General features: G+C 72.1%; 22 protein-coding genes. 14 read left to right on the forward strand and 8 right to left on the reverse strand.

The window, feature by feature from the left end; genetic code table 11:
- Positions 1–63 precede the first annotated feature (63 nt).
- Both AC069X_RS26615 and AC069X_RS26620 read left to right on the forward strand, forming a co-directional pair.
- Positions 64–2,109, forward strand: coding sequence for an FUSC family protein (locus tag AC069X_RS26615; RefSeq protein ID WP_478732159.1), 2,046 nt, complete (start codon positions 64–66; stop codon positions 2,107–2,109).
- A 193-nt stretch (positions 2,110–2,302) separates the two neighbouring features.
- The gene (locus tag AC069X_RS26620; RefSeq protein WP_478732161.1) at positions 2,303–2,548 is read left to right on the forward strand and encodes a DUF397 domain-containing protein; all 246 of its coding nucleotides are present in this window, start codon (positions 2,303–2,305) and stop codon (positions 2,546–2,548) included.
- A gap of 96 nt (positions 2,549–2,644) precedes the next feature.
- Here the strand turns inward: AC069X_RS26620 and AC069X_RS26625 are convergent, their stop codons facing one another.
- Positions 2,645–3,154, reverse strand: a complete 510-nt coding sequence (locus AC069X_RS26625) for an ATP-binding protein (RefSeq protein WP_478732163.1) — start codon at positions 3,152–3,154, stop codon at positions 2,645–2,647.
- Positions 3,155–3,494: 340 nt separating this feature from the next.
- Between AC069X_RS26625 and AC069X_RS26630 the strand changes: the two genes are divergently transcribed.
- From AC069X_RS26630 to AC069X_RS26650, 5 genes are all read left to right on the forward strand, one after another.
- On the forward strand, positions 3,495–4,373 hold the full coding sequence (locus tag AC069X_RS26630; RefSeq protein ID WP_478732165.1) for a helix-turn-helix domain-containing protein: 879 nt from the start codon (positions 3,495–3,497) through the stop codon (positions 4,371–4,373).
- Positions 4,374–4,465: 92 nt separating this feature from the next.
- The gene (locus AC069X_RS26635; protein WP_478732167.1) at positions 4,466–5,923 is read left to right on the forward strand and encodes an aldehyde dehydrogenase family protein; all 1,458 of its coding nucleotides are present in this window, start codon (positions 4,466–4,468) and stop codon (positions 5,921–5,923) included.
- A 224-nt stretch (positions 5,924–6,147) separates the two neighbouring features.
- Complete coding sequence (locus AC069X_RS26640; RefSeq protein ID WP_478732169.1) at positions 6,148–6,660, forward strand: DinB family protein; 513 nt, start codon at positions 6,148–6,150, stop codon at positions 6,658–6,660.
- 94 nt (positions 6,661–6,754) lie between these two features.
- Complete coding sequence (locus AC069X_RS26645) at positions 6,755–7,513, forward strand: MerR family transcriptional regulator (RefSeq protein WP_478732171.1); 759 nt, start codon at positions 6,755–6,757, stop codon at positions 7,511–7,513.
- Positions 7,514–7,666: 153 nt separating this feature from the next.
- Positions 7,667–8,383 carry a DedA family protein gene (locus AC069X_RS26650; protein WP_478732173.1) on the forward strand — a complete coding sequence of 239 codons (717 nt, stop codon included), beginning with the start codon at positions 7,667–7,669 and terminating at the stop codon, positions 8,381–8,383.
- Between the two features lie 107 nt (positions 8,384–8,490).
- On the opposite strand, the gene AC069X_RS26655 is transcribed toward AC069X_RS26650, so the two are convergent.
- Together AC069X_RS26655 and AC069X_RS26660 are read right to left on the reverse strand one after the other, a co-directional pair.
- Positions 8,491–10,128 (reverse strand): threonine/serine exporter family protein, encoded by a 1,638-nt coding sequence (locus AC069X_RS26655; protein WP_478732175.1) that lies wholly within the window; start codon positions 10,126–10,128, stop codon positions 8,491–8,493.
- Positions 10,129–10,332: 204 nt separating this feature from the next.
- Entirely contained in the window at positions 10,333–10,827 is a 495-nt protein-coding gene (locus AC069X_RS26660; RefSeq protein WP_079431792.1) for an inorganic diphosphatase, read from the reverse strand.
- 182 nt (positions 10,828–11,009) lie between these two features.
- On the opposite strand from AC069X_RS26660, the gene dacB reads away from it, so the two are divergent.
- From dacB to AC069X_RS26695, 7 genes are all read left to right on the forward strand, one after another.
- The gene (gene dacB, locus AC069X_RS26665; RefSeq protein WP_478732177.1) at positions 11,010–12,419 is read left to right on the forward strand and encodes a D-alanyl-D-alanine carboxypeptidase/D-alanyl-D-alanine endopeptidase; all 1,410 of its coding nucleotides are present in this window, start codon (positions 11,010–11,012) and stop codon (positions 12,417–12,419) included.
- A gap of 45 nt (positions 12,420–12,464) precedes the next feature.
- Positions 12,465–13,610, forward strand: a complete 1,146-nt coding sequence (locus AC069X_RS26670) for a zinc-dependent metalloprotease (protein WP_478732179.1) — start codon at positions 12,465–12,467, stop codon at positions 13,608–13,610.
- Positions 13,611–13,808: 198 nt separating this feature from the next.
- Positions 13,809–14,843: a tRNA lysidine(34) synthetase TilS gene (gene tilS / locus AC069X_RS26675; RefSeq protein ID WP_478732181.1), complete on the forward strand. Its 1,035-nt coding sequence runs from the start codon at positions 13,809–13,811 to the stop codon at positions 14,841–14,843.
- A gap of 65 nt (positions 14,844–14,908) precedes the next feature.
- Positions 14,909–15,469, forward strand: coding sequence for a hypoxanthine phosphoribosyltransferase (hpt, locus tag AC069X_RS26680; RefSeq protein WP_007264874.1), 561 nt, complete (start codon positions 14,909–14,911; stop codon positions 15,467–15,469).
- Positions 15,470–15,662: 193 nt separating this feature from the next.
- Positions 15,663–17,702: an ATP-dependent zinc metalloprotease FtsH gene (gene ftsH, locus AC069X_RS26685; protein WP_478732183.1), complete on the forward strand. Its 2,040-nt coding sequence runs from the start codon at positions 15,663–15,665 to the stop codon at positions 17,700–17,702.
- A 94-nt stretch (positions 17,703–17,796) separates the two neighbouring features.
- On the forward strand, positions 17,797–18,405 hold the full coding sequence (gene folE / locus AC069X_RS26690; protein ID WP_478732185.1) for a GTP cyclohydrolase I FolE: 609 nt from the start codon (positions 17,797–17,799) through the stop codon (positions 18,403–18,405).
- Positions 18,406–18,409: 4 nt separating this feature from the next.
- Positions 18,410–18,796 (forward strand): hypothetical protein, encoded by a 387-nt coding sequence (locus AC069X_RS26695; protein WP_478732187.1) that lies wholly within the window; start codon positions 18,410–18,412, stop codon positions 18,794–18,796.
- A gap of 15 nt (positions 18,797–18,811) precedes the next feature.
- Here AC069X_RS26695 and AC069X_RS26700 read toward each other — a convergent pair whose 3' ends face one another.
- From AC069X_RS26700 to folP, 5 genes are all read right to left on the reverse strand, one after another.
- Entirely contained in the window at positions 18,812–19,297 is a 486-nt protein-coding gene (locus tag AC069X_RS26700; protein WP_478732189.1) for a DUF3180 domain-containing protein, read from the reverse strand.
- 43 nt (positions 19,298–19,340) lie between these two features.
- Complete coding sequence (folK, locus tag AC069X_RS26705; RefSeq protein WP_478732191.1) at positions 19,341–19,949, reverse strand: 2-amino-4-hydroxy-6-hydroxymethyldihydropteridine diphosphokinase; 609 nt, start codon at positions 19,947–19,949, stop codon at positions 19,341–19,343.
- Positions 19,946–20,305, reverse strand: a complete 360-nt coding sequence (folB, locus tag AC069X_RS26710; protein WP_030010912.1) for a dihydroneopterin aldolase — start codon at positions 20,303–20,305, stop codon at positions 19,946–19,948. Before folB ends, folK begins: the two co-directional genes overlap by 4 nt.
- Before the next feature lie 131 nt (positions 20,306–20,436).
- The gene (locus AC069X_RS26715) at positions 20,437–20,880 is read right to left on the reverse strand and encodes a nuclear transport factor 2 family protein (RefSeq protein ID WP_125595581.1); all 444 of its coding nucleotides are present in this window, start codon (positions 20,878–20,880) and stop codon (positions 20,437–20,439) included.
- A gap of 43 nt (positions 20,881–20,923) precedes the next feature.
- Positions 20,924–21,796, reverse strand: coding sequence for a dihydropteroate synthase (gene folP / locus AC069X_RS26720; protein WP_478732193.1), 873 nt, complete (start codon positions 21,794–21,796; stop codon positions 20,924–20,926).
- Positions 21,797–22,082 lie beyond the last annotated feature (286 nt).

The raw sequence follows: 22,082 nt of genomic DNA on the forward strand, positions 1-22,082 counted from the left end.
CCCGAGTGGTGCGCAAATCTGAGGAAAACCTGAAAAGAGGGACGAACGGCTACGCTCGACGCCATGAGCTGGCTCCGCGCGCTGAAGGACACCGCGCGCGCGGGCATGAAGGTCGAGCGGGCCCGGCTGGAGCCGCTCGTCGCCCTGCGGGCCGCCGTAGGGCTCGCCCTCGTCATCGGCGCCGGGCTGGCCCTCCTCGGGCCGGGCGCGGCGGCCAGTTCCGCGTTCGGCGCCTTCATGGCCGCCATCGCCACCTTCCAGCAGAGCTGGCGCCCGCGCCCCGTGCTCGCCCTCGCCTCCGGGCTGACCCTGGCCGTCTCCACCTTCACCGGTTACCTCGTCGGCTCCTCCGACACCTGGCTCTTCCTGCTCCTGCTCGCCGTCTGGGCCTTCGTGGCGGGGCTGTTGTGGGCGGCCGGACCCACCGCCGGGATCATCGCCTCCGGCAACGTCGCCATCATGCTGGTCACCGTCACCCTGCCGACCTCCGTCCCGCAGGCCGCCGGGCATGCCGCGATGATCGCCGCCGGCGGGGTGGTGCAGGCGCTGATGATCGTGCTGTTCCCCGTCCGCCGCTGGGGCGACCGGCGCGACGCCCTGGCCGACGCCCTCGCCGCCGAGGCCGACTACGCCCGCCGGCTGCGGCACGACCCCGTCAGCGCCTTCGACCCCGAACCGCTGATGAAGGCGCGGGACGCCGCCGCCGTCACCGTCCGGCAGGCCCGGCGGCGGCCCGCCGAGCTGCACGGGGCGCGGGGGCTCGCGGAGCGGGTCCGGCCCGTGCTGGCCTCGCTCGCCGACCCGGCCGTCGGGGCGCCCGCCGAGGGACCGGCCCGCGAGCGGGTCCGGGGGCTGCTGGAGGCGGCCGGGGAGGTGCTGGACGCCGCCGCGCACGCCATCCGCCACGGGGACCCCGTACGCCTGCCCGCGCCGGCGCTGGCCGTGCTGAAGGCGCCCGACCTGCCCGAGGTCCTCACCGGCGCGGCGCTGCGGGCCGCGCGCAGGCTCGCCGCCCTGCTGGACGACGTACTGGAGACGGCCGAACCGGGGCCCGGTCGCACCGCCGACCCCGCCGAGGCCCTGCTGCGGCCCACCGTGCCCGCCCTGGTGCCTCTCGGGCTGAAGGCCGTACGGGCCGAGCTGCGGCGCGGCTCGCCCGTGCTGCGGCACGCCGTGCGGGTCACGGCGGCGGCCTGCGCGGGCTACCTCGTCGGGCGGCAGCTGCCGTTCGGGCACGCGTACTGGGCGCCGATGGCCTCGGTGATGGTGATGCGGCCGGACTTCACCCAGACCTGGTCCCGCGCCGTCGCCCGCTTCGGGGGCACCCTCGTCGGCGTGGGCGTGGCCACCGCGATCGTGCGGCTGGCGCAGCCGGGGATGTACCTGTCGGGGCTGCTGGCCGTCGTCAGCGCGGGCCTGATGTACGTGCTGATGCGCACCGGGTACGCCGTCACGCAGCTCTTCGTCTCCGCGTACGTGGTCTTCCTGCTCGGCATGGGCGGTGTCCGCTGGGACCAGACGGTGCCCGACCGGATCGCCCTCACGCTCGTCGGCGGGGTCCTCGCGATGCTCGCGTACGCGGTCTACCCGGCCTGGGAGACCCCGCGGCTGCGCACCCGCCTCGCCGACTGGCTCGCCGCCGACGGGCGGTACGCGGCCGCCGTGCTCGACCAGTACGCCGACCCGGCCGGGGCCCGGCGCGCGGACGTGCGGGAGGCGCTGCTGGCGGCCCGCGACGCCCGCATCGCCTGGCAGGAGGCGCTGGTGCGGGCGGAGGGGGAGCCGGTGCGCCACCGGGGGCTGTCCCGGGCGGCCGCCGAGGGCGCGGGGGACGCGCTGGCGGCGCTGGGCCGGGGCGCGATGCTGCTGGAGGCCCACCTCCCCGGCCGCGACCGGGCCCCGGTGCCGGGGGCCGCGGAGCTGGCGCGGGCGCTGCGCGAGGCGACCGGGGCGGGGGCGAAGGCGGTCCGGGAGCGGAAGGTCCCGCGTTGGGACGGGGTCCGGGAGCTGCTGGCGGACGAGGACGCGCCCGAGCCGGGGGTGCTGCGGGCGGCGGCGGAGCAGCTGCTGGCCTCCCTGGACGAGGTGTCGGAGGCGCTGCGGCCCTGAACCGGAGGCGCTGCGGCGCCGGACCGGAGGCGCCGCCGGGCCGAACCGGAGCACGGGGGTCCTGAACCGCCCCCAATGGTGATCAACAGTGACGGACGGAGCACCGCGCGTGCACGTGCATCTGCCCATGCATGCACGGGTGAACACAGCTATGATCCGGTGCAGTTGACATCTGCACTATCGGGGGCTTCCTGTGGACCACGCGTACAACGGGATGGCAGCTGCAGAACTCACTTCCCTGTATGAGCTGACCTGGCAGAAGAGCAGACACAGCAACTCGCAGGGATCCTGCGTGGAGTTCGCCAAACTGCCCGGGGGCGACGTCGCCATGCGCAACTCGCGGTTCCCCGACGGACCGGCACTCGTGTACACGCCGGCCGAGATAGAGGCGCTGCTCGCGGGTGTCAAGGACGGCGAGTTCGACCACCTGACCGGCTGAGGGAACAGCGCACAAGATCGCGCCATGCACGTGCACTGGCCGGGACCGATCGCAGTGATCGGTCCCGGCCAGTCGTTCGTCCGAAAGGAGCCCCGGTCAGTCCTGGAGCATGAAGAGCGCCCAGACCACCTTGCCGGTCAGCCGTCCCGCGAGCGGGTGCCAGCCCCAGCTGTCGCTGTAGGCGTCCACCAGGAACAGTCCGCGTCCCGACTCCAGGTCGCAGTTCTCCTCCGTGCGCTCCGGTGCGAAGGACCCGCCCGGCCGGTCCTCGCTGGGGTCCCGCACCGCGCACACCAGGCGCGTGCTCCACCGCATCAGGTGCAGCCGCACCGTGGCCTCCGCCTCGGCGCCGGACGGCCGCGCCTCGTCCGGGAGGGCGTGGCGCAGGGCGTTGGTGACGAGTTCGGAGACGACCAGCGAGACGTCGTCGAAGCGTTCGTCCAGACCCCACTGGTTCAGGGTCGACCTGGTGAAGGAGCGGGCGCCGCGCACCGCGTCGAAGCGTGCGGGGAGGGCGCAGGAGGCGGACCCGGAGACAGCCGTGGGGTCGACCGGGGGCAGCCCCTGCCGTAACGGCTCGAGCATGGTCGATCCATTCGTCCCCATGCGAGGCACTCCCGGGATTCGCGGACGAAGCGGGTGGCATCGCCCAAAGAGAACTGCGGGGTGGGTCCCGCGCCGGCGCGAAGAGCACGCAGGTGCGCGGCACCATCGTTCCGAATGGCGAAGCCGGATGCAAGGGCAGATGCACGTGCACGCGCCCGACCCGTCCACTCCCGTGACGGTTCTTGCTCATTTCTTCCTACGCATACTTACGGACTTCTTTTCCGGGACGCCGGATTCCGTTACAGAACGAGTACGGGCCGATGCGTTTTGGTGGCAGACTGCGGCACCGGGGTACGGGGGCCCCGCCGAGGCACGCGCACACCACGCGCACACCATTGCGATGGGGAGGGCAGGACTAGTGACCGCAGAAGCCAGCGGTTCTGTGGTGCGCCGCATCCTCCTGGGCTCACAGCTCAGGCGACTCCGAGAATCCCGCGGCATCACCCGTGAGGCGGCCGGCTACTCGATCCGCGCATCCGAATCGAAGATCAGCCGCTTGGAGTTGGGAAGGGTGAGCTTCAAGGCGAGGGACGTGGAGGACCTCCTGACGCTCTACGGGGTCACCGACGGCGCCGAGCGGGAGTCCCTGCTCGGCCTGGTCCGCGAGGCCAACGCGGCGGGCTGGTGGCACAGCTACGGCGACGTGCTGCCCGGGTGGTTCCAGACGTACGTCGGCCTGGAGGGCGCGGCCTCCCTCATCCGCATCTACGAAGTGCAGTTCGTGCACGGCCTGCTGCAGACCGAGGCCTACGCCCACGCCGTCGTGCGCCGCGGCATGCCCGACGCCGGAGCCGCCGAGATCGACCGCCGCGTGGCGCTGCGCCTGGAGCGCCAGAAGGTCCTCGTCTCCGAGAACGCCCCGGTCTTCCACGCCGTCCTCGACGAGGCCGCGCTGCGCCGCCCGTACGGCGACCGGGACGTGATGCGCGGCCAGCTCGAACACCTCATCGAGATCAGCCAGCGGCCCAACGTCCGGCTCCAGGTGATGCCCTTCTCCTTCGGCGGCCACGCGGGCGAGAGCGGCGCCTTCACCCTGCTGCGCTTCCCCGAGTCGGACCTCCAGGACATCGTCTACCTGGAACAGCTGACCAGCGCGCTCTACCTGGACAAGGAAGAGGAAGTGGCCCAGTACGCACGGGCGATGGAGCGGCTCCAGGAGGACTGCCCGGATCCCGGCCAGACCCGGGATCTGCTGCGCGGACTCCTCCAACTGTCTTGAACCGCACGTACTATGACGTCTGATCAGTGCATGAAGATGACCGATCGGTCTCCGGTGCAGCGCAAGGGTGCGCGCTCGCAGTAAGGGATGGCATGTCCATATTCACCGACCTGGCTCACCAGTACATCGACGGCGAATGGCTGGCCGGCACCGGTTCGTGGGACATCATCGACGTCAACCCGTACAACGGGGAGAAGCTCGCGGCCATCACCGTGGCCACCGTCGAGCAGGTCGACCGGGCCTACCGCGCGGCCGAGCGGGCCCAGCGCGACTGGGCGGCCACCGGCCCCTACGCGAGACGCACCGTCCTGGAGCGCGCCCTGCGGATCACCGAGGAGCGCCAGAAGGAGATCGTCGAGGCGATGATCGACGAGCTCGGCGGGACCCGTCCCAAGGCCGAGTACGAGGTCCACCTCGCGATGGAGTTCCTGCGCGAGGCCGTCCAGCTGGCCGTCCGGCCCGAGGGCCGCATCCTGCCCTCGCCGGTCGCGGGCAAGGAGAACCGGGTCCAGCGGCTGCCGGTCGGCGTGGTGGCGGTGATCAGCCCCTTCAACTTCCCCTTCCTGGTGACCCTGAAATCGGTCGCCCCGGCGCTGGCGCTGGGCAACGCGGTCGTGATCAAGCCGAACCAGAACGCCCCCGTGGCGGGCGGCGGGATCATCGCCAAGATCTTCGAGGACGCGGGGCTGCCGGCCGGACTGCTGAACGTCCTGGTCACGGACATCGCCGAGATAGGCGACGCGATCCTGACCCACCCCGTCCCGAAGGTCATCTCCTTCGCCGGCTCCGACCGCACCGGCCGGCACGTCGGCTCGGTCGCAGCCCGCCACTTCAAGCGGACCGTCCTCGAACTGAGCGGCAACAGCGCCCTGGTCGTCCTCGACGACGCCGACGTCGACTACGCGGTGGACGCGGCCGTCTTCAGCCGCTTCGTCTTCCAGGGCCAGGTCTGCATGGCCGCCAACCGGATCCTCGTCGACGCGAGCGTGGCCGAGGAGTTCACCGAGAAGTTCACCGCCCGCGTCCGCGCCCTGAAGACCGGCGACCCCCGCGAGGCCGACACCCACATCGGCCCCCTCATCAACTCCTTCCAGGCCGACGCGCTGACCGCGCTCGTCGACCGCGCCGTGGAGTCCGGCGCCCGGGCCCTGGTACGGGGGTCTACGCGCGGCAACCTCGTCGAGCCGACCGTCCTCGCCGGACTCCCCGACGACTCCCCGCTGCTGGGGCAGGAGATCTTCGGCCCGGTCGCGCTGCTGGTGGTCTTCGACGGGGAGGAGGAGGCCGTACGCCTGGCCAACGCCACCCCGTACGGGCTCAGCGGCGCGGTGCACACCCGCGACGTGGAGCGCGGCGTGCGCTTCGCCCGGCGCATCGAGACCGGCATGATCCACGTCAACGACTCCACCATCGGGGACGAGCCGCTGGCGGCCTTCGGCGGCGAGAAGGCCTCGGGGCTGGGGCGGCTGGGCGGCGAGGCCACCGTGGAGGCCTTCACCACCCAGAAGTGGATCTCCGTCCAGCACGGCCGCACCCAGTTCCCGTTCTGACCCGCGCCGGCTCTATGCCGGCCTCAGCGCCGGCTCCACGCCGGCCTCAGCGCCGGCCTCAGCGCCGGCTCGACGCCGGCTCCGCGCCGGCCTCCGCGCCCGTCCCGTCCACAGATTTCCCCACCCGCGCGGAGTTGCGGACAGACCCTGACCGCAAGCCTCCGTAGCGTGGTTCTCCTCAGCGGGGGAAAGCCTCCGCACAGGGGACGAAGAGGTGGTTGGTCATGGCACAGATTTCCGGTGAGGTCCTCGGCGACGAGCGCGGCACCCTCCTGGCGTTCGTCGAATCCCAGCGCGCCGCGATCCGCGAGGCGGCGGCGGGGCTGACCGAGGAGCAGGCCGCGAGCCGCCCGAGCGCCAGCGAGCTGTCCCTGTCCGGGCTGCTCAAGCACGTGGCGGAGGTGGAGCTGAGCTGGCTGCGGATGGCGCAGCGGCGGGACCTGGAGATCGCCCGCGACCGCGCGGACTACGCCGAGGGCTTCCGGCTGACCGGGGGCGAGACCATCGCCTCGGTCCAGGCCTTCTGGGACGGGGTGAGCGGGGAGCTGGCCGTCTTCGTCGCGGACCTGCCGAGCCTGGACGAGACCTTCCCGCTGCCGCCGGCTCCCTGGTTCCCGGAGAACGCCAAGGTCTCCATGCGCTGGATGCTGCTGCACCTGATCGAGGAGTTCGCCCGGCACGCGGGCCACGCCGACGTCATCCGGGAGTCCCTGGACGGCACCAAGGCGATGGGCTGACCCCGGCCGGAGCCCCGGCCCGCAGAACGGGCTTGCACCTCACGCGGCGTGAGGAACCACAGTGGAGGGCGTACCCAACCAGAGGAGCGGGAAGATGGGCTACTCCGTGGGCCAGGTCGCCGGATTCGCCGGAGTCACGGTGCGCACCCTGCACCACTACGACGAGATCGGGCTGCTCTCCCCGAGCGGCCGCAGCGGAGCGGGTCACCGGCGTTACGACGACGCCGACCTGGACCGGCTGCAGCGGATCCTGTTCTACCGGGAGCTCGGCTTCCCGCTCGAAGAGGTCGCGGTCCTGCTGGACGATCCGCACTCGGACCCGAGGGAGCACCTGCGCCGGCAGCACGCCCTCCTGACCGAGCGGATCGGCCGGCTCCAGCAGATGGCCAAGGCCGTTGAGCACGCCATGGAGGCACGGAAGATGGGCATCAACCTCACGCCCGAGGAGAGGTTCGAGGTCTTCGGGGACAAGGACCCCGAGCAGTACGCGGAGGAGGCCGAACGCCGCTGGGGCGGCACGGACGCGTACGCGGAGTCGCAGCGCAGGGTCTCCGGCTACACCAAGGACGACTGGAAGCGGATCCAGGACGAGTCCGCCGACTGGGGCGCCCGGTACGCGGCCCTGGTGGCCGCCGGTGAACCGGCCGACGGCGAGGCCGCCATGGACATGGCCGAGGAACACCGGCTGCACATCGGCCGGTGGTACTACGAGTGCCCGTACGAGATGCACACCTGCCTGGGCGACATGTACGTCGCGGACGAGCGCTTCAAGGCGTTCTACGACGCGATGGGGCCCGGCGTCGCCGAGCACCTGCGGGACTCGATCACGGCGAACGCCGTCCGCAAGGTGTAGCGGGGCGTAGCCGGCCGTAGCGGAACCTTTACCCATACCGCCCCCTCCGGTCTCTGGAACCCGGTGGGGGCGGTGTGCGTTCATAATTGAGACCGCCTGCCTCGTCGCGTCCCCCACCGCAGACGTCCCCCTGATCCAGGAGAGCCCGGAAACGTGGAACCCCTCTACACGCTTGCCCTCGGCCCCGAGTGGCTGTCCCCGGAGTACTTGATCGGGCACTTCGGCCTGATCGGCATCCTGGTCATCGTCTTCGCGGAATCGGGCTTCTTCGCGTTCCTGCCGGGTGACTCCCTGCTGTTCACGGCCGGCCTGTTCGTCGCCAGCGGCGACATCAGCCAGCCGCTGTGGCTGGTCTGCACCCTGATCGCGGCCTCCGCGATCATCGGTGACCAGGTCGGCTACCTGCTCGGCAAGTACTTCGGCCCGAAGCTGTTCAACCGGCCGAACAGCAAGGTCTTCAAGAAGGAGAACCTGGACGCCGCGCACGACTTCATGGAGAAGCACGGCCCCAAGGCGATCGTGCTGGCCCGTTTCGTGCCGATCATCCGCACGTTCGCGCCGATGGTCGCCGGCGCCAGTGCGATGAAGTACCGCACCTTCCTGACCTTCAACGTCGTCGGCGGCATCCTCTGGGGCGCGGGCGTCACCGTCCTCGGCTACCAGCTGGGCCAGTTCGAGATCATCAAGAAGAACGTCGAGCCGATCTTCATCGGCATCGTGCTGATCTCCGTGATCCCGGTGATCTTCGAGGTGCTGAAGGCCCGCAAGACCAAGAAGGCCGAGGCGGCCGCCGCCCCGGTGCAGCCCGGCTACCCCGTCGAGCAGCCGCCGCCGGCCCCCGGCCAGCGCGGCCGCCACGCCAAGCGCTGACCCCGGGCGCGCGGGGCGCCGTACGCCCCCGTGCCCGCCCGTGAGCCCCCGTACGCCCCGGAGACGGCCCGTCTCCGGGGCGTACGCGCATCCGGGCGCCCGGGGCCTCAGAAGCCGCGGGTCCGCTTGGCCGCGGCCCGCTTGGCGGCGGTGCGCGCCCCGGGGATCCGCATGAAGAGCCGGGAGGTCTCGGAGCCCAGGTTCACCCCGACCGCGATCGCGAGCGCGATGGCGGCGGCGTTGACGAGCGAGGCCAGCCCCGCGTCCAGCCGGTTCTCGGCGATCGAGAGCAGCCCGTAGTACGTCGCCGAACCCGGCAGCAACGGCCCGATGGCGGCCGTGACGTACGGCAGGGCGGAGGCGAACCGGTAGCGCGAGAAGAGCTGCCCGAACAGGCCGACCAGCCCGGCCGCGATGGCCGTGGACGGCACCGGCGGCAGTTCGGCGGCGCGCAGGGCGCCGAAGGTGACCCAGGCGACCCCGCCGTTGAGGGTCACGATCCACACGGTGGAGCGCTCCTGCTGGAGCAGGATCGCGAACGTGAACACCAGGACCATCGAGGCGAGGATCTGGAGCACGGGGCGGTGCGGGATCTGGAGCACCTCGTCCGGGTTCGGCGAGGCGCCGAACTGGAGGCCCACGTAGATCACCACCAGCACGCCGACGATGATCCCGATGAAGAGGTACATGACCTCCAGCAGGCGGGCGGAGGCGGTGATGTAGTAGCCGGTCAGCCCGTCCTGCACGGCCGCCACCAGGGCCCGTCCGGGCAGCAGCGCGAACAGGCCGCCGGTGATCACGGCGGAGGCGCGGACGTCGAACTCGGCGATCTTCAGGGCCACGCCGATGGCCGCCGGGGGCATCGCGGCGACCACGAACTGGTAGAACTCCGGAAGTCCCCGGTCGGCGAAGTACCAGGCCAGGCGGTCGCCGAGGACGGCGCCGAGGGCGGCGCAGAAGAAGACGGTCACGCCGCCGCCGACCAGGGTGGAGGCGGCCCCCGCGAGCAGCCCGGCGGCGGCCGTGAGCACCCAGCTCGGGTAAGGGTGGCGGTTGCGCCGGATCACGGCGAGGCGGCGGTAGGCCTCCTCCAGGGAGACCTCCACGTCGGGCGAGCTGATGTCGTCCACCAGCCGGAAGACGGCCGCGAGGCGGGTGTAGTCGGTGCCGCGGCGGCGCACGGTGCGGTTCGCGGAGACCGGGTCGCCCACCAGGGAGGGCTGGTGGGTGATCGAGAGCAGGGTGAAGGTGACGGTGGGCTCGCAGCGGTCGAGCCCGTAGGAGTGCGCCACCGCGAACATCGCGGCCTCCACGTCCTCGGCGCCCTCGCCGCCCGCGAGCAGCAGCTCGCCGATGCGCAGGGTGAGGTCCAGGACGCGGCCCACGGCGGGGCCGGCCTCGCTCTGGCGCTGGACCGGCTCGGGGACCGGGCGGACGTCCACGGGCATGCGCAGCATGGTGCGCATGCGGTCCTGCCAGGGGGAGGACGTGGGGAAGCCGGGGGCCGGGAGCGGGGTGTAAGCGGGCGGGGACTGGCTGGCGCTGTAGGTGGCCGGGGCGGCGAAGGCGGAGCCCTCCGGTTCGGCGGGGGGCGGGGCGGTGCCCTCGGGGAGGGTGAACTCGGAGGTGGGCTGGTCCTCGTCCGGAGCCCCCGGCTCCATCCCAGGCGGCGGGGTGAAGGCGCTGCGCGCCTCGTCGGACTTCGGCTTCCGGTCCTCGGGACCGGTCCCCTCGGGCTCCGCCACGCATCCTCCCACCCTTGATCACCCGGCGGTATCAGTATGCGGAATCGTTTCGTCCGTCGCGAAACGGCCGCCGGGAACGCCACAGCGGGCGGCACCCCCGGTATGGGGATACCGCCCGCTGCGGGCGTACGTCAGGGCCGGGACGGGCCCCGGGCCGGATCACCCGGCCGGCGCGAGCCCTGGGCCCGCGTCACCGAGCGGAGCTCAGTGGTGGCCGCCCTGGGCCTCCAGGCGCTTGTACGAGGCCTCGATCTCGGCCTCGGCCTCGGCGCGGCCGACCCAGTTCGCGCCCTCGACGGACTTGCCCGGCTCCAGGTCCTTGTAGACCTCGAAGAAGTGCTGGATCTCCAGGCGGTCGAACTCGGAGATGTGGTGGATGTCGCGCAGGTGCTCGACACGCGGGTCGGAGGCCGGCACGCACAGCAGCTTGTCGTCGCCGCCCGCCTCGTCGGTCATGCGGAACATGCCGATCGCGCGGCACTTGATCAGGCAGCCCGGGAAGGTCGGCTCGTCAAGGATGACCAGCGCGTCCAGCGGGTCGCCGTCCTCGCCGAGGGTGTTCTCGACGAAGCCGTAGTCCGTCGGGTAGCTGGTCGAGGTGAAGAGGCGACGGTCCAGACGGATCCGGCCGGTCTCGTGGTCCACCTCGTACTTGTTCCGCGAACCCTTGGGGATCTCGATGGTGACGTCGAACTCCACGTCCTGCTCCTCCATGATCAGCTCCGGCCCAGTGCCGAAGCTTGTCTGCTTCGAGACGGCATTTGATTCAAATGCGCGCGCGTCCGGCCCAGCCCTGCGGGTGGGGTGCCATGCTCGCGGCAAGACGCAGTGGTTAAGTGTCCCTCACGCATAAGTGTGATCGCGAAAGGGGCTGGTCCGAGGTGCCCTTGGCCAAGACGTGGCAGCTCATCGCGGGGTCGGCCGTCGCCGGCCTCGCCCTCTCGGCGGTGGCGGTGGCCGCCGCCGGTCCGTGGGACTCCGGCCAGCGTAAGGCCGAGCGGGACAAGGCCGCCTCCTGGAGCCGGACGGGTGGCGCAGATCACGCCGCCGGCGGGCTCTCGCAGGCCGCGCCCAGCGCCCCCGGGGTGCTGCCCGCGCTCGCCCCGCGCCCGAACCCCGGCGGCGCCGCGCTCGCCGGAGCCCTGGCGCCGCTGCTCGCGGACCCCGCCCTCGGCACCGTGCGCGGGGCCTCGGTGGTCGACACCGCGACGGGCCAGGTGCTGTACGAGTCCGGTGCGGGCGACGCCATGACCCCGGCCTCCACCGTCAAGATCGCCACCGCGGCCGCCGCCCTGGCCGCACTCGGCCCCGAGCACCGGATCCGGACCACGGTGTCCCCCGGAGCCGGACCCGGGGAGATCGTGCTGGTCGGCGGCGGGGACCCCTCCCTCACCGCCAAGAAGAAGAGCCCCGCCGGCTCCGGCGGCAGCCTCGTGGCCCTCGCCGCCGACACCGCGCAGGCACTCAAGGCCGCCGGCACCGACACCGTGACCCTCGGCTACGACGACTCCCTCTACACCGGGGCCGTCCGCCACCCCATCGGCCGCAACGACAACATCGCCCCCGTCACCGCCCTCACCGCCGACGAGGGCCGCCCCGACGACTCCACCTCCGGACCCGTCGCACGCACGGACGACCCCTCCCGCGACACCGCCCGCGCCTTCGCCGCCCTGCTGCGCGACCGCGGCATCAAGGTCACGGGCGAACCGGCGAAGGCGAAGGCCCCCGCCGGGACCCAGCCGCTGGCCACCACCCTGTCCACCCCCCTCGCCGGGCTCGTCGAGCGGATGCTGACCAACAGCGACAACGACATCGCCGAGGCCCTCGCCCGCCAGACCGCCCTCGCCGCCGGCCAGCCCGCCAGCTTCGAGGGCGCCGAGAAGGCCGTCTCCGACAAGCTGGCCTCCCTCGGCGTCGACCTCACCGGCTCCCGCTTCGCCGACGGCAGCGGCCTCAACCGCGCCGACAGGGTCAGCACCCGCCTCCTGACGGGCCTCCTCGCCAAGGCCGCAGACCCCCGCCGCCCCGAGCTGCGGCCGGTCCTCACCGGCCTGCCCGTCGCCGGCTTCACCGGCACCCTGCGCACCCGCAACGCCGGCACCTCCCCCGCGGCCGGCCTGCTGCGGGCCAAGACCGGCACCCTGACCGGCGTCAACTCCCTCGCCGGGACCGTCGTCGACCCGTCCGGGCGCCTGCTGGCCTTCGCGTTCCTCACCGCGAACGCCCCCGACGGGGCCGCCGCCGAGAAGGGGCTCGACAAACTGGCCGCCGCCGTCGCCACAACCCCCTGACCCGCGGGGGGTCCGCCGGGGCGCGGGTCCACGTACGGTTGACGCATGACGAGCATCGGTGGTGCGGAGATGGTCGACTGGAACCTCGCGGTGGCGACCGCGACCCGGCTGGTCAGGCCAGGTCCGGAGGTCAGCCGCGACGAGGCCCGGGCCGTGGTGGCGGAACTGCGCCGGCACGCCAGGACCTCCGAGGAGCACGTGCGCGCGTTCACCCGGATGATCCCCGAGGGCACGGCCCTCCCCGACACCCCCGTCCTCGTCGTCGACCGGGCCGGCTGGATCAAGGCCAACGTCGCGGGCTTCCGCGAACTGCTCGGCCCGTTGCTCGGGAAGATGCAGGACCGCCGCGCCGCCACCCCCGGCGGCGCCGTCATCGGCGCGGTCGGCGGCAAGGTCACCGGCGTCGAGCTCGGCATGCTGCTCAGCTTCCTGGCCTCCCGGGTGCTCGGCCAGTACGAGACCTTCGCGCCCGCCGGACTCGACCTGCCGGGCGGCGCCGCCACCGGCGGCCGGCTGCTGCTCGTCGCGCCCAACATCGTCCACGTGGAACGCGAGCTGGAGGTCAGCCCGCACGACTTCCGGCTCTGGGTCTGCCTGCACGAGGAGACGCACCGCACCCAGTTCACCGCCGTCCCCTGGCTCCGCGCCCACCTGGAGGGCGAGATCCAGACCTTCCTCGGCGCCACCGAGATGGAGCCCGGCGCCGTACTCGAACGGCTGCGCGAGGCCGTCCAGTCCTTCGCCGGCGCCCGCGCCGAGGGCGAGCGGGGCGACGAGGGCCCCTCGCTGGTCGAACTCGTCCAGACCCCCGAGCAGCGCGAGGTGCTCGCCCGGCTCACCGCCGTCATGTCCCTGCTGGAGGGCCACGCCGACTTCGTCATGGACGGCGTCGGCCCCGAGGTGGTGCCCTCCGTCGCCGAGATCCGCGAGAAGTTCCAGCAGCGCCGGGCCACCGGCGCGGGCCGCCTCGACGCCGCCCTGCGCAAGCTGCTGGGCCTCGACGCCAAGCTGCGCCAGTACCGCGACGGCGAGCGCTTCGTGCGGGCCGTCGTCGGCCAGGTCGGCATGGACGGCTTCAACCGCGTGTGGACCTCCCCGAACACCCTGCCGACCAAGGCCGAGATCGCCCGCCCCGCGGACTGGGTGGCCCGGGTCCACCGCAAGGGGGGCACGCAGAGCGAAGAAAGGTGAAGCAGGAGGCGTAAACATGTCTCACTGGGGGAAGCAGCATCACCCTTCCGAGGGACCGTGAGCCGTGGAAGGGCGTGCGATGCTCGGGGAACGGCTCGGTTCTGTCACCATCGACGCACTCTGAGTGACATTCCGCATCTCCCCCCGCGCAACATCCCGAAGCCTCCGAGCATCCGAACTCCACGAAGGGCACCGGACATGGGTCCCCATCCTGCGGTCGCGGCGATACGCCTGGCGGTCCGCCGCGTACTCCACGACGTCCTCACCGACCTCACCGACCGGCCCGCGGGCCACCGCGCACCGGCCGGCGGCCGGCCCCTGGTCCTCGTCGCCTGCTCCGGCGGCGCGGACTCCATGGCGCTCGCCTCCGCCCTCGCCTTCGAGGCCCCCAAGCTCGGCATCCGGGCCGGCGGCATCACCGTCGACCACGGCCTCCAGGTCGGCTCCGACCTGCGCGCCGCAGAGGTCGTCACCCGCATGACCGCGCTCCGCCTCGACCCGGTGGAGTCCGTCGCCGTGCGCGTCGGGCGCGAGGGCGGACCCGAGGCCGCCGCCCGCGACGCCCGCTACGCCGCCCTGGACGAGGCCGCCGACCGGCTCGGGGCCTGCGCCGTGCTGCTCGGCCACACCCGTGACGACCAGGCGGAAACCGTCCTGCTGGGCCTCGCCCGCGGCTCCGGCATCCGCTCGCTCTCCGGCATGGCCGAGGTCTCCGGCGGCCCCGGCCGCACCACCCGCTACCGGCGCCCCTTCCTCCAGGTCGACCGGCAGACCGCCCGCAAGGCCTGCATGGTCCAGTCCCTGCCCGTCTGGGACGACCCGCACAACATCGACCCCGCCTACACCCGCTCCCGGCTGCGCCACGAGGGACTGCCCGCCCTCGAGAAGGCGCTCGGCAAGGGAGTGGTGGAGGCCCTCGCCCGCACCGCCCAGCTCTCCCGCGACGACGCCGACGCCCTCGACGCCTGGGCCGCCGACGCCGAGGCGGGCGTGCGCGACGAGGACGGCCGCCTGGAGTGCGCCAAGCTGTACGCCCTGCCCCCGGCCGTCCGGCGCCGCGTACTGCGCCGGGCCGTGGTCGCGGCGGGCTCCCCCGCCGGCTCCCTCTTCGCCCGGCACATCGAGGAAGTCGACCGCCTCATCACCGGATGGCGGGGCCAGGGCGCCATCAACCTGCCCGGCCGCGTCGAGGCCCAGCGGCAGGGTGGCAGACTTGTCATCCGGCAGGGCTGATTGGTGCTGAAGCACGGCTGAGTTCCTCCGGGGGCGCCCCGGAGCCCCGGCCGACAACGAAAGTGATGCGGGTGGACGAGAAGGACATGGGCAACGACCTCCAGTCGGTGCTCATCACCAAGGAAGAGATCGACGCGAAGCTGGCCGAGCTGGCCGCGAAGATCGACGCGGAGTACGCGGGCAAGGACCTGCTCATCGTCGGTGTGCTCAAGGGCGCCGTGATGGTGATGGCGGACCTGGCGCGCGCCTTGTCCACCCCGCTCACCATGGACTGGATGGCGGTGTCCTCGTACGGCGCCGGGACCCAGTCCTCGGGCGTGGTGCGGATCCTCAAGGACCTCGACACCGACATCAAGGACAAGCACGTCCTGATCGTCGAGGACATCATCGACTCGGGCCTGACCCTGTCCTGGCTGCTGTCGAACCTCGGCTCCCGCCAGCCGGCCTCCCTCAAGGTCGTGACGCTGCTGCGCAAGCCCGAGGCCGCGAAGGTCGCCATCGACGTCGAGTGGGTCGGCTTCGACATCCCGAACGAGTTCGTCGTCGGCTACGGCCTCGACTACGCCGAGAAGTACCGGAACCTGCCGTTCGTCGGCACGCTCGCCCCGCACGTCTACGGCGGCTGAACCCCGGTCGTCACCGCGATCGCCCCCGGGGGAACCTGGGGGCGCTTCCCGCCGTTGGAGGAGAAGGCGGGTCTGTCAGCCGTCCCACGGGGCGGCGGGTGACAATACAGGGGTACATTCCGAAGAACAGTCTTTACTCACAGCAGCATTTACCTACGGGCAGGAGGGACGGGGTGCCCGGCACCCCGTATGGATGGACGTGAAGCGATACTTCCGTGGGCCGGTCATGTGGATCGTGCTGGCCGTCCTCGCCGTGGTCGTGTTGATGAACGTCGTCGGCTCCGGCGGCGGCTACAAGTCGGTGGAGACCAGCGAGGTCGTCAAGGCGATCAACAGTGGCCAGGTGGACAGCGCCAAGCTGACCACCGGTGACAGCCAGATGATCAAGATCGAGCTGAAGAAGGGCCAGAAGCTCGGCAACAACAGCGGCACCAAGTTCCAGGCCAACTACATCGGGGACCAGGGCGTCCAGCTCGCCCAGAACCTCCAGACCAAGTACGAAGCCGGTCAGATCCCGGACGGCTACTCCGTCACGCCGGACAAGACCAGCCCGTTCCTGAGCGTGCTGCTCTCGCTCCTGCCCTTCGTGCTCATCGTCGTCGTCTTCCTGTTCCTGATGAACCAGATGCAGGGCGGCGGCTCCCGGGTCATGAACTTCGGCAAGTCCAAGGCGAAGCTCATCACCAAGGACACCCCGAAGACGACGTTCGCCGACGTCGCGGGCTCGGACGAGGCGGTCGAGGAGCTCCACGAGATCAAGGAGTTCCTCCAGGAGCCGGCGAAGTTCCAGGCCGTCGGCGCCAAGATCCCCAAGGGCGTGCTGCTCTACGGCCCGCCCGGCACCGGCAAGACCCTGCTCGCGCGTGCCGTCGCGGGCGAGGCCGGCGTTCCCTTCTACTCGATCTCCGGTTCCGACTTCGTCGAGATGTTCGTCGGTGTCGGCGCCTCGCGCGTCCGTGACCTGTTCGAGCAGGCCAAGGCCAACGCGCCGGCGATCGTCTTCGTCGACGAGATCGACGCCGTCGGCCGGCACCGCGGTGCGGGCCTCGGCGGCGGCCACGACGAGCGCGAGCAGACCCTCAACCAGCTGCTGGTCGAGATGGACGGCTTCGACGTGAAGGGCGGCGTCATCCTGATCGCCGCCACGAACCGCCCCGACATCCTCGACCCGGCCCTCCTGCGCCCGGGCCGCTTCGACCGCCAGATCGCGGTCGACCGCCCCGACATGCAGGGCCGTCTGGAGATCCTCAAGGTCCACCAGAAGGGCAAGCCGGTCGCTCCGGACGTCGACCTCTCGGCCGTCGCCCGCCGCACCCCCGGCTTCACGGGTGCCGATCTCTCCAACGTGCTGAACGAGGCGGCCCTGCTGACCGCCCGCTCGGACAAGAAGCTGATCGACAACCACATGCTGGACGAGGCGATCGACCGCGTCGTGGCGGGCCCGCAGAAGCGGACCCGGATCATGTCGGACAAGGAAAAGAAGATCACCGCGTACCACGAGGGCGGACACGCCCTGGTCGCGGCGGCCTCCCCGAACTCCGACCCGGTCCACAAGATCACGATCCTGTCCCGCGGCCGGGCCCTGGGCTACACGATGGTCCTGCCCGACGAGGACAAGTACTCGACCACGCGCAACGAGATGCTCGACCAGCTCGCCTACATGCTGGGCGGGCGCGCGGCGGAGGAACTGGTCTTCCACGACCCGACCACCGGCGCGGCCAACGACATCGAGAAGGCCACGGCGACGGCCCGCGCGATGGTCACCCAGTACGGCATGACCGAGCGCCTCGGCGCGATCAAGTTCGGCGGGGACAACACCGAGCCGTTCCTGGGCCGCGAGATGTCGCACCCGCGGGACTACTCGGAAGAGGTCGCGGCGCTCGTCGACGAAGAGGTCAAGAAGCTCATCGAGACCGCGCACAACGAGGCCTGGGAGATCCTGGTCGAGAACCGGGACGTCCTGGACAACCTCGTCCTCGCGCTCCTGGAGAAGGAGACGCTGGGCAAGGAGGAGATCGCCGAGATCTTCTCCACGATCGTGAAGCGTCCGGCTCGCCCGGCGTGGACCGGTTCGTCCCGGCGTACCCCCTCCACCCGTCCGCCGGTGCTCTCTCCCAAGGAGCTCCAGCTGACGAACTCCGCGAACGGCACCTCGGCGGCCGCGCCCGCCGCCGCGCCGGTCTCGACGGAGAAGGGCATCGAGGTGGCTCCGGAGGACCGCCCCGAGGTCTGACCACCCGGAATGGAAGCCGCGCCCCCCAGGTTCTAGCCTGGGGGGCGCGGCACATTTGTACGAAGCCGCGCGTGCGCACAGGAACGAGGATGAGATGACCGACCCAGTGACCCTGACCGGTGACGAGGGCATGATCGGCGAGTTCGACGAGAAGCGTGCCGAGGCGGCCGTCCGCGAGCTCCTGATCGCGGTCGGCGAGGACCCGGACCGCGAAGGCCTCCTGGAGACCCCGGCGCGCGTCGCGCGGGCGTACAAGGAGATATTCGCCGGCCTCTACCAGAAGCCCGAAGAGGTCCTCACCACGACGTTCGACCTGGGCCACGACGAGATGGTCCTGGTGAAGGACATCGAAGTGATGAGTTCGTGTGAACACCATCTGGTCCCCTTCCACGGCGTGGCCCACGTCGGCTACATCCCGTCCACCGACGGCAAGATCACCGGCCTGTCCAAGCTGGCCCGCCTGGTCGACGTCTTCGCCCGCCGCCCCCAGGTCCAGGAGCGCCTGACCACGCAGATCGCGGACTCCCTGATGGAGATCCTCGACCCCCGCGGCTGCATCGTGGTCATCGAATGCGAGCACATGTGCATGACCATGCGCGGCGTCCGCAAGCCCGGCGCCAAGACCATCACCTCGGCGGTCCGCGGCCAGCTCCGCGACCCCGCCACCCGCAACGAGGCCATGAGCCTGATCATGGCGCGCTGAGCCCGTGACGGAGCAGACGGCCGGAGAGGCCGTCTGGGAGCCCCTGGGCGAGGAGGTCCGCCGGACGCTGGAGCTGCTGCTCGGCGGTCCCTCCGACGTCCACCGGGCCCTGCGGGCGCAGATCCCGTACGCGGAGATGCGCGACAGCGGCTGCACCTGCCCCTGCGTGTACCTGAGGGTGGACCCGGCCGCCGTGGCGGCCGCCCCGACGGGTCGGCGCTTCGGGCCCGTGGCAGGGGCGCCCCTGCTCGGACCGGACGGCGACTACGACGGCGAGGCGACCCTGTTCGCGTACGACGGCGTCCTGCAGGACCTCCAGTTCTGCGACTGGGAGGACCGGGGGCCCGGGCCGCGCCCGCTCTGGGAGTGGCTGGGGGAACCCCACCCGTGAGCCCCCGGGCGGGGCTCAGGCCGTCGCGCGGGCCTTCGTCGGGTCGTCGTCCTCCGGGAGCTTCAGGACGTGCTCCAGGAACAGCGCGGCGGCGACCACGGCCGCCCCGGCGAGGACCGAGCCGCCCGCGTACCAGGCCTGGTCGCGGCGGGCGGGGACGTCCATCGCGTCGGTGAGCAGGAAGACGCCCACGCCGCCGTACATGCCCGACACCAGGGCCGCGACCAGGGCGCTCGCCTGGCCGAAGACCACGGCCCGGGCCGCCATCAGCGGCTCCACGCCCTTCGCCCCCGGGCGGCGCTCGCGCTGGGCCTTCAGGCGGGCCCGCATCGACAGGGCCGTCGCCAGCAGGACGGCGGCGATCACCGCCAGCACGATCGGCGCGGCCAGCGGAACCCCCGGCAGGGTGCCGTACGCGTTCCACAGGCGGGCGCCGGCCCAGGACAGCGCCGCGGCGATCGCGAAGATGCCCGCCAGGACCGCCGGCCTCAGTTGCTTCACTTGCACATCCCCACTCGGTGACTGGTTACCGCACAAGCCAACGCTATTCCGGCAGGCGGAGTTCCAGGTCGGGGCGTGCCGTCACACCGGTGAGGCCGATCGAGGCCAGCAGCTCCGAAACCGGTCCGCGGCCCGGCAGCTGCGCCTCGGCGTCGATGTCGTGCCAGGGGGCCAGGACGAAGGACCGCAGATGCGCCCGGGGGTGCGGGAGGGTGAGGACGGGGTCGTCGGAGACCACGTCGGCGTACGTGACGATGTCGACGTCGATCGTGCGCGGCCCCCAGCGCTCCTCGCGGACGCGGTCGAAGGCCTCCTCGATGGCGTGGGCCCGCTCCAGCAGGGAGGACGGCGGCAGGGTGGTCTTCAGCGCGACCACGGCGTTCAGGTACGAGGGCTGCGAGCCGGGCTCGACGCCCCACGGCTCCGTCTCGTAGACCGGGGAGACGGCCTTGACCCGCAGGCCCGGGGTGTCGCCGAGGGCGTCGATGGCGCCCTGGAGGGTGTCCAGGCGGTTGCCGAGGTTCGCGCCGAGCGCGACGACGGCCCATTTGGGGTTGGACAGGGTGACGTCCGCCGCGTCGACCGCCTCGACGACGGAGGCGGGTACCGGCTGCACGGTGGGGTCGCTCTGGGCGTTCAGTCCGTTGTTCATGCGCGGCTCCGGGTGATCGTGATGGTCACGTCGTCGAAGGGGACGGTGATGGGCGCGTCCGGCTTGTGGACGACGACCTCCACCTGGGCGACCGCCTCGTGCTTGAGGCACTGCTGGGCGATCCGTTCGGCGAGGGTCTCGATCAGGTCCACGGGCTCGCCCTGGACCACGTCCACGACCTCCTCGGCCACGACGCCGTAGTGCACGGTCTTGGCCAGGTCGTCCCCGGCCGCCGCCGGGCGGGTGTCCAGGTGCAGCACGAGGTCGACGATGAAGGTCTGGCCCTCTTCGCGTTCCCGGGGGAAGACGCCGTGGTGCCCGCGAGCCTTGAGGCCGCGCAGCGCGACACGATCCACGCGAATCACTCCTGCTTTCGTAGGTGCTTCCGGTCCCGGGACTCCCCGGGGCCATGGGCCTACGCCGAGTGCGGTCGGCGTCGTCCACCTTCGAATTTACCTGCGATAAACCTCGGGCCCCGCCCGTGGGGTCAGTCGGAGCCCTCTTCTTCCTCGTCATCGGAGTCCGTGAGGACCGGAGAACCGTGGTGGGACCAGAGGCGCCAGCCCTCCGGTGTGCGTCGGAACACATTCGTCGCGACGACCAGCTGGCCGACCAGCGGACCCAGCTCCCCGGCCTCCTGGGAGGGGCCTCCGCTGAGGATGTTCTCGGTGCAGGTGACCAGGGCGGTGTCGCCTATGAGGGCCACCTTGGTGTCGGTCAGGAAGAACTGGATGTACTCGGTGTGGGACATGATCAGCGCGTAGGAGCGCAGCACCTCGCCCCGCCCCGAGAGCACCGGCCACCCCGGATGGACGCAGGAGATCTCGTCCTCGAGCCAGAGCGCCGACAGCGTGTCGAAGTCCCCCTGCTCCATGGCCGCGTAGAAGGCCGTGTTGGCCTCTTCGACGGCTTCGATGTCGGTACGGCTCACCGTGCCCCTTCCCTGTGCGTCCGGCGGGTGTACGACCGGCGGGTCACAGAGCCCCTTCCACGGCGCGGGCCACCCGAACCGCGTCCGCGGTCGCCCGTACTTCGTGCACCCGTACGGCCCAGGCGCCCTGGTGCGCGGCGATGGCCGAGACGGCGGCCGTGGCGGCGTCGCGTTCGCGGGCCGGGGGCGGGGCGGCGTCGGCGGTGCCGGCCAGGACACGGCCGAGGAAACGCTTCCGCGAGGCGGCGACCAGGAGGGGGAAGCCGAGGGCGCGCAGCTCGGGGAGGCGGGCGACCAGGGCCAGGTCGTGTTCGGCGTTCTTGGCGAAGCCGAGGCCGGGGTCGACGACGAGCCGCTCGGGGGCGATGCCGCCGGAGACGACGGCGTCGATGCGGGTGCGGAGCTCGGCGGTGACCTCGGCGAGGACGTCGTCGTAGACGGCGAGGCGGTTCATGTCCTGGCTGAAGCCGCGCCAGTGCATGACGACGAACGGGACCTCGGCGGCGGCGACGGCCGGGATCATGCCGGGGTCGGCGAGGCCGCCGCTGACGTCGTTGACGAGGGCGGCGCCGGCCGCGACGGCCTGGGCGGCGACGGCCGCGCGCATGGTGTCGACGGAGACGGTGACGCCTTCGGAGGCCAGGCCCCGGACGACGGGGACGACGCGGCGGAGCTCTTCCTCGGCGTCGACGCGGGAGGCGCCGGGGCGGGTGGACTCGCCGCCGACGTCGACGAGGTCGGCGCCCTGGGCGACGAGCTCCAGGCCGCGCTTGACGGCCGCGGTGGTGTCGAACCACCGGCCGCCGTCGGAGAAGGAGTCCGGGGTGACGTTGACGACGCCCATGACCGCGCAGCGGTCCCAGTCGGGCAGCCCTGTGACATTGCCCCTGGGGGCCGGCCCGAGGTTGCTGTTCATGGGCTCCAGGGTAGAGCCCCTGCCCTGGCCGGGCGGTTCGGCGGCCTCCGCCCCGGCCTCCGCCCCGGCCTCCGGCCGTCGGCCCGGGCCCGGGGCGGGGCGCCGGCGGCCGGGGCGGTGCCGGGGCGGGCGTGGCCGGGGCGGTGCCGGGCGGGCGTGGCCGGGCCCGGCGGGCCGTCTGGGGGCCGGTGGGCCGCTGCGGGGGATGGAGCCCCGCCCCGCCCTTCACCCGTTCTCGGGGGCTCCGCCCCTGGCTCCGTACGGGCGCTCGCGCCCGGCGCCTCAC

Source organism: Streptomyces sp. NPDC043896, assembly GCF_056435605.1.

Coding starts and splice junctions, on each gene's coding strand:
- AC069X_RS26615 (WP_478732159.1), top strand. CDS start 64: ATGAGCTGGCTCCGCGCGCTGAAGGACACCGCGCGCGCGGGCATGAAG.
- AC069X_RS26625 (WP_478732163.1), bottom strand. CDS start 3,154: ATGGGGACGAATGGATCGACCATGCTCGAGCCGTTACGGCAGGGGCTG.
- AC069X_RS26630 (WP_478732165.1), top strand. CDS start 3,495: ATGGGGAGGGCAGGACTAGTGACCGCAGAAGCCAGCGGTTCTGTGGTG.
- AC069X_RS26635 (WP_478732167.1), top strand. CDS start 4,466: ATGTCCATATTCACCGACCTGGCTCACCAGTACATCGACGGCGAATGG.
- AC069X_RS26640 (WP_478732169.1), top strand. CDS start 6,148: ATGGCACAGATTTCCGGTGAGGTCCTCGGCGACGAGCGCGGCACCCTC.
- AC069X_RS26645 (WP_478732171.1), top strand. CDS start 6,755: ATGGGCTACTCCGTGGGCCAGGTCGCCGGATTCGCCGGAGTCACGGTG.
- AC069X_RS26670 (WP_478732179.1), top strand. CDS start 12,465: ATGACGAGCATCGGTGGTGCGGAGATGGTCGACTGGAACCTCGCGGTG.
- tilS (WP_478732181.1), top strand. CDS start 13,809: ATGGGTCCCCATCCTGCGGTCGCGGCGATACGCCTGGCGGTCCGCCGC.
- hpt (WP_007264874.1), top strand. CDS start 14,909: ATGCGGGTGGACGAGAAGGACATGGGCAACGACCTCCAGTCGGTGCTC.
- ftsH (WP_478732183.1), top strand. CDS start 15,663: ATGGACGTGAAGCGATACTTCCGTGGGCCGGTCATGTGGATCGTGCTG.
- folE (WP_478732185.1), top strand. CDS start 17,797: ATGACCGACCCAGTGACCCTGACCGGTGACGAGGGCATGATCGGCGAG.
- folK (WP_478732191.1), bottom strand. CDS start 19,949: ATGAACAACGGACTGAACGCCCAGAGCGACCCCACCGTGCAGCCGGTA.
- folP (WP_478732193.1), bottom strand. CDS start 21,796: ATGAACAGCAACCTCGGGCCGGCCCCCAGGGGCAATGTCACAGGGCTG.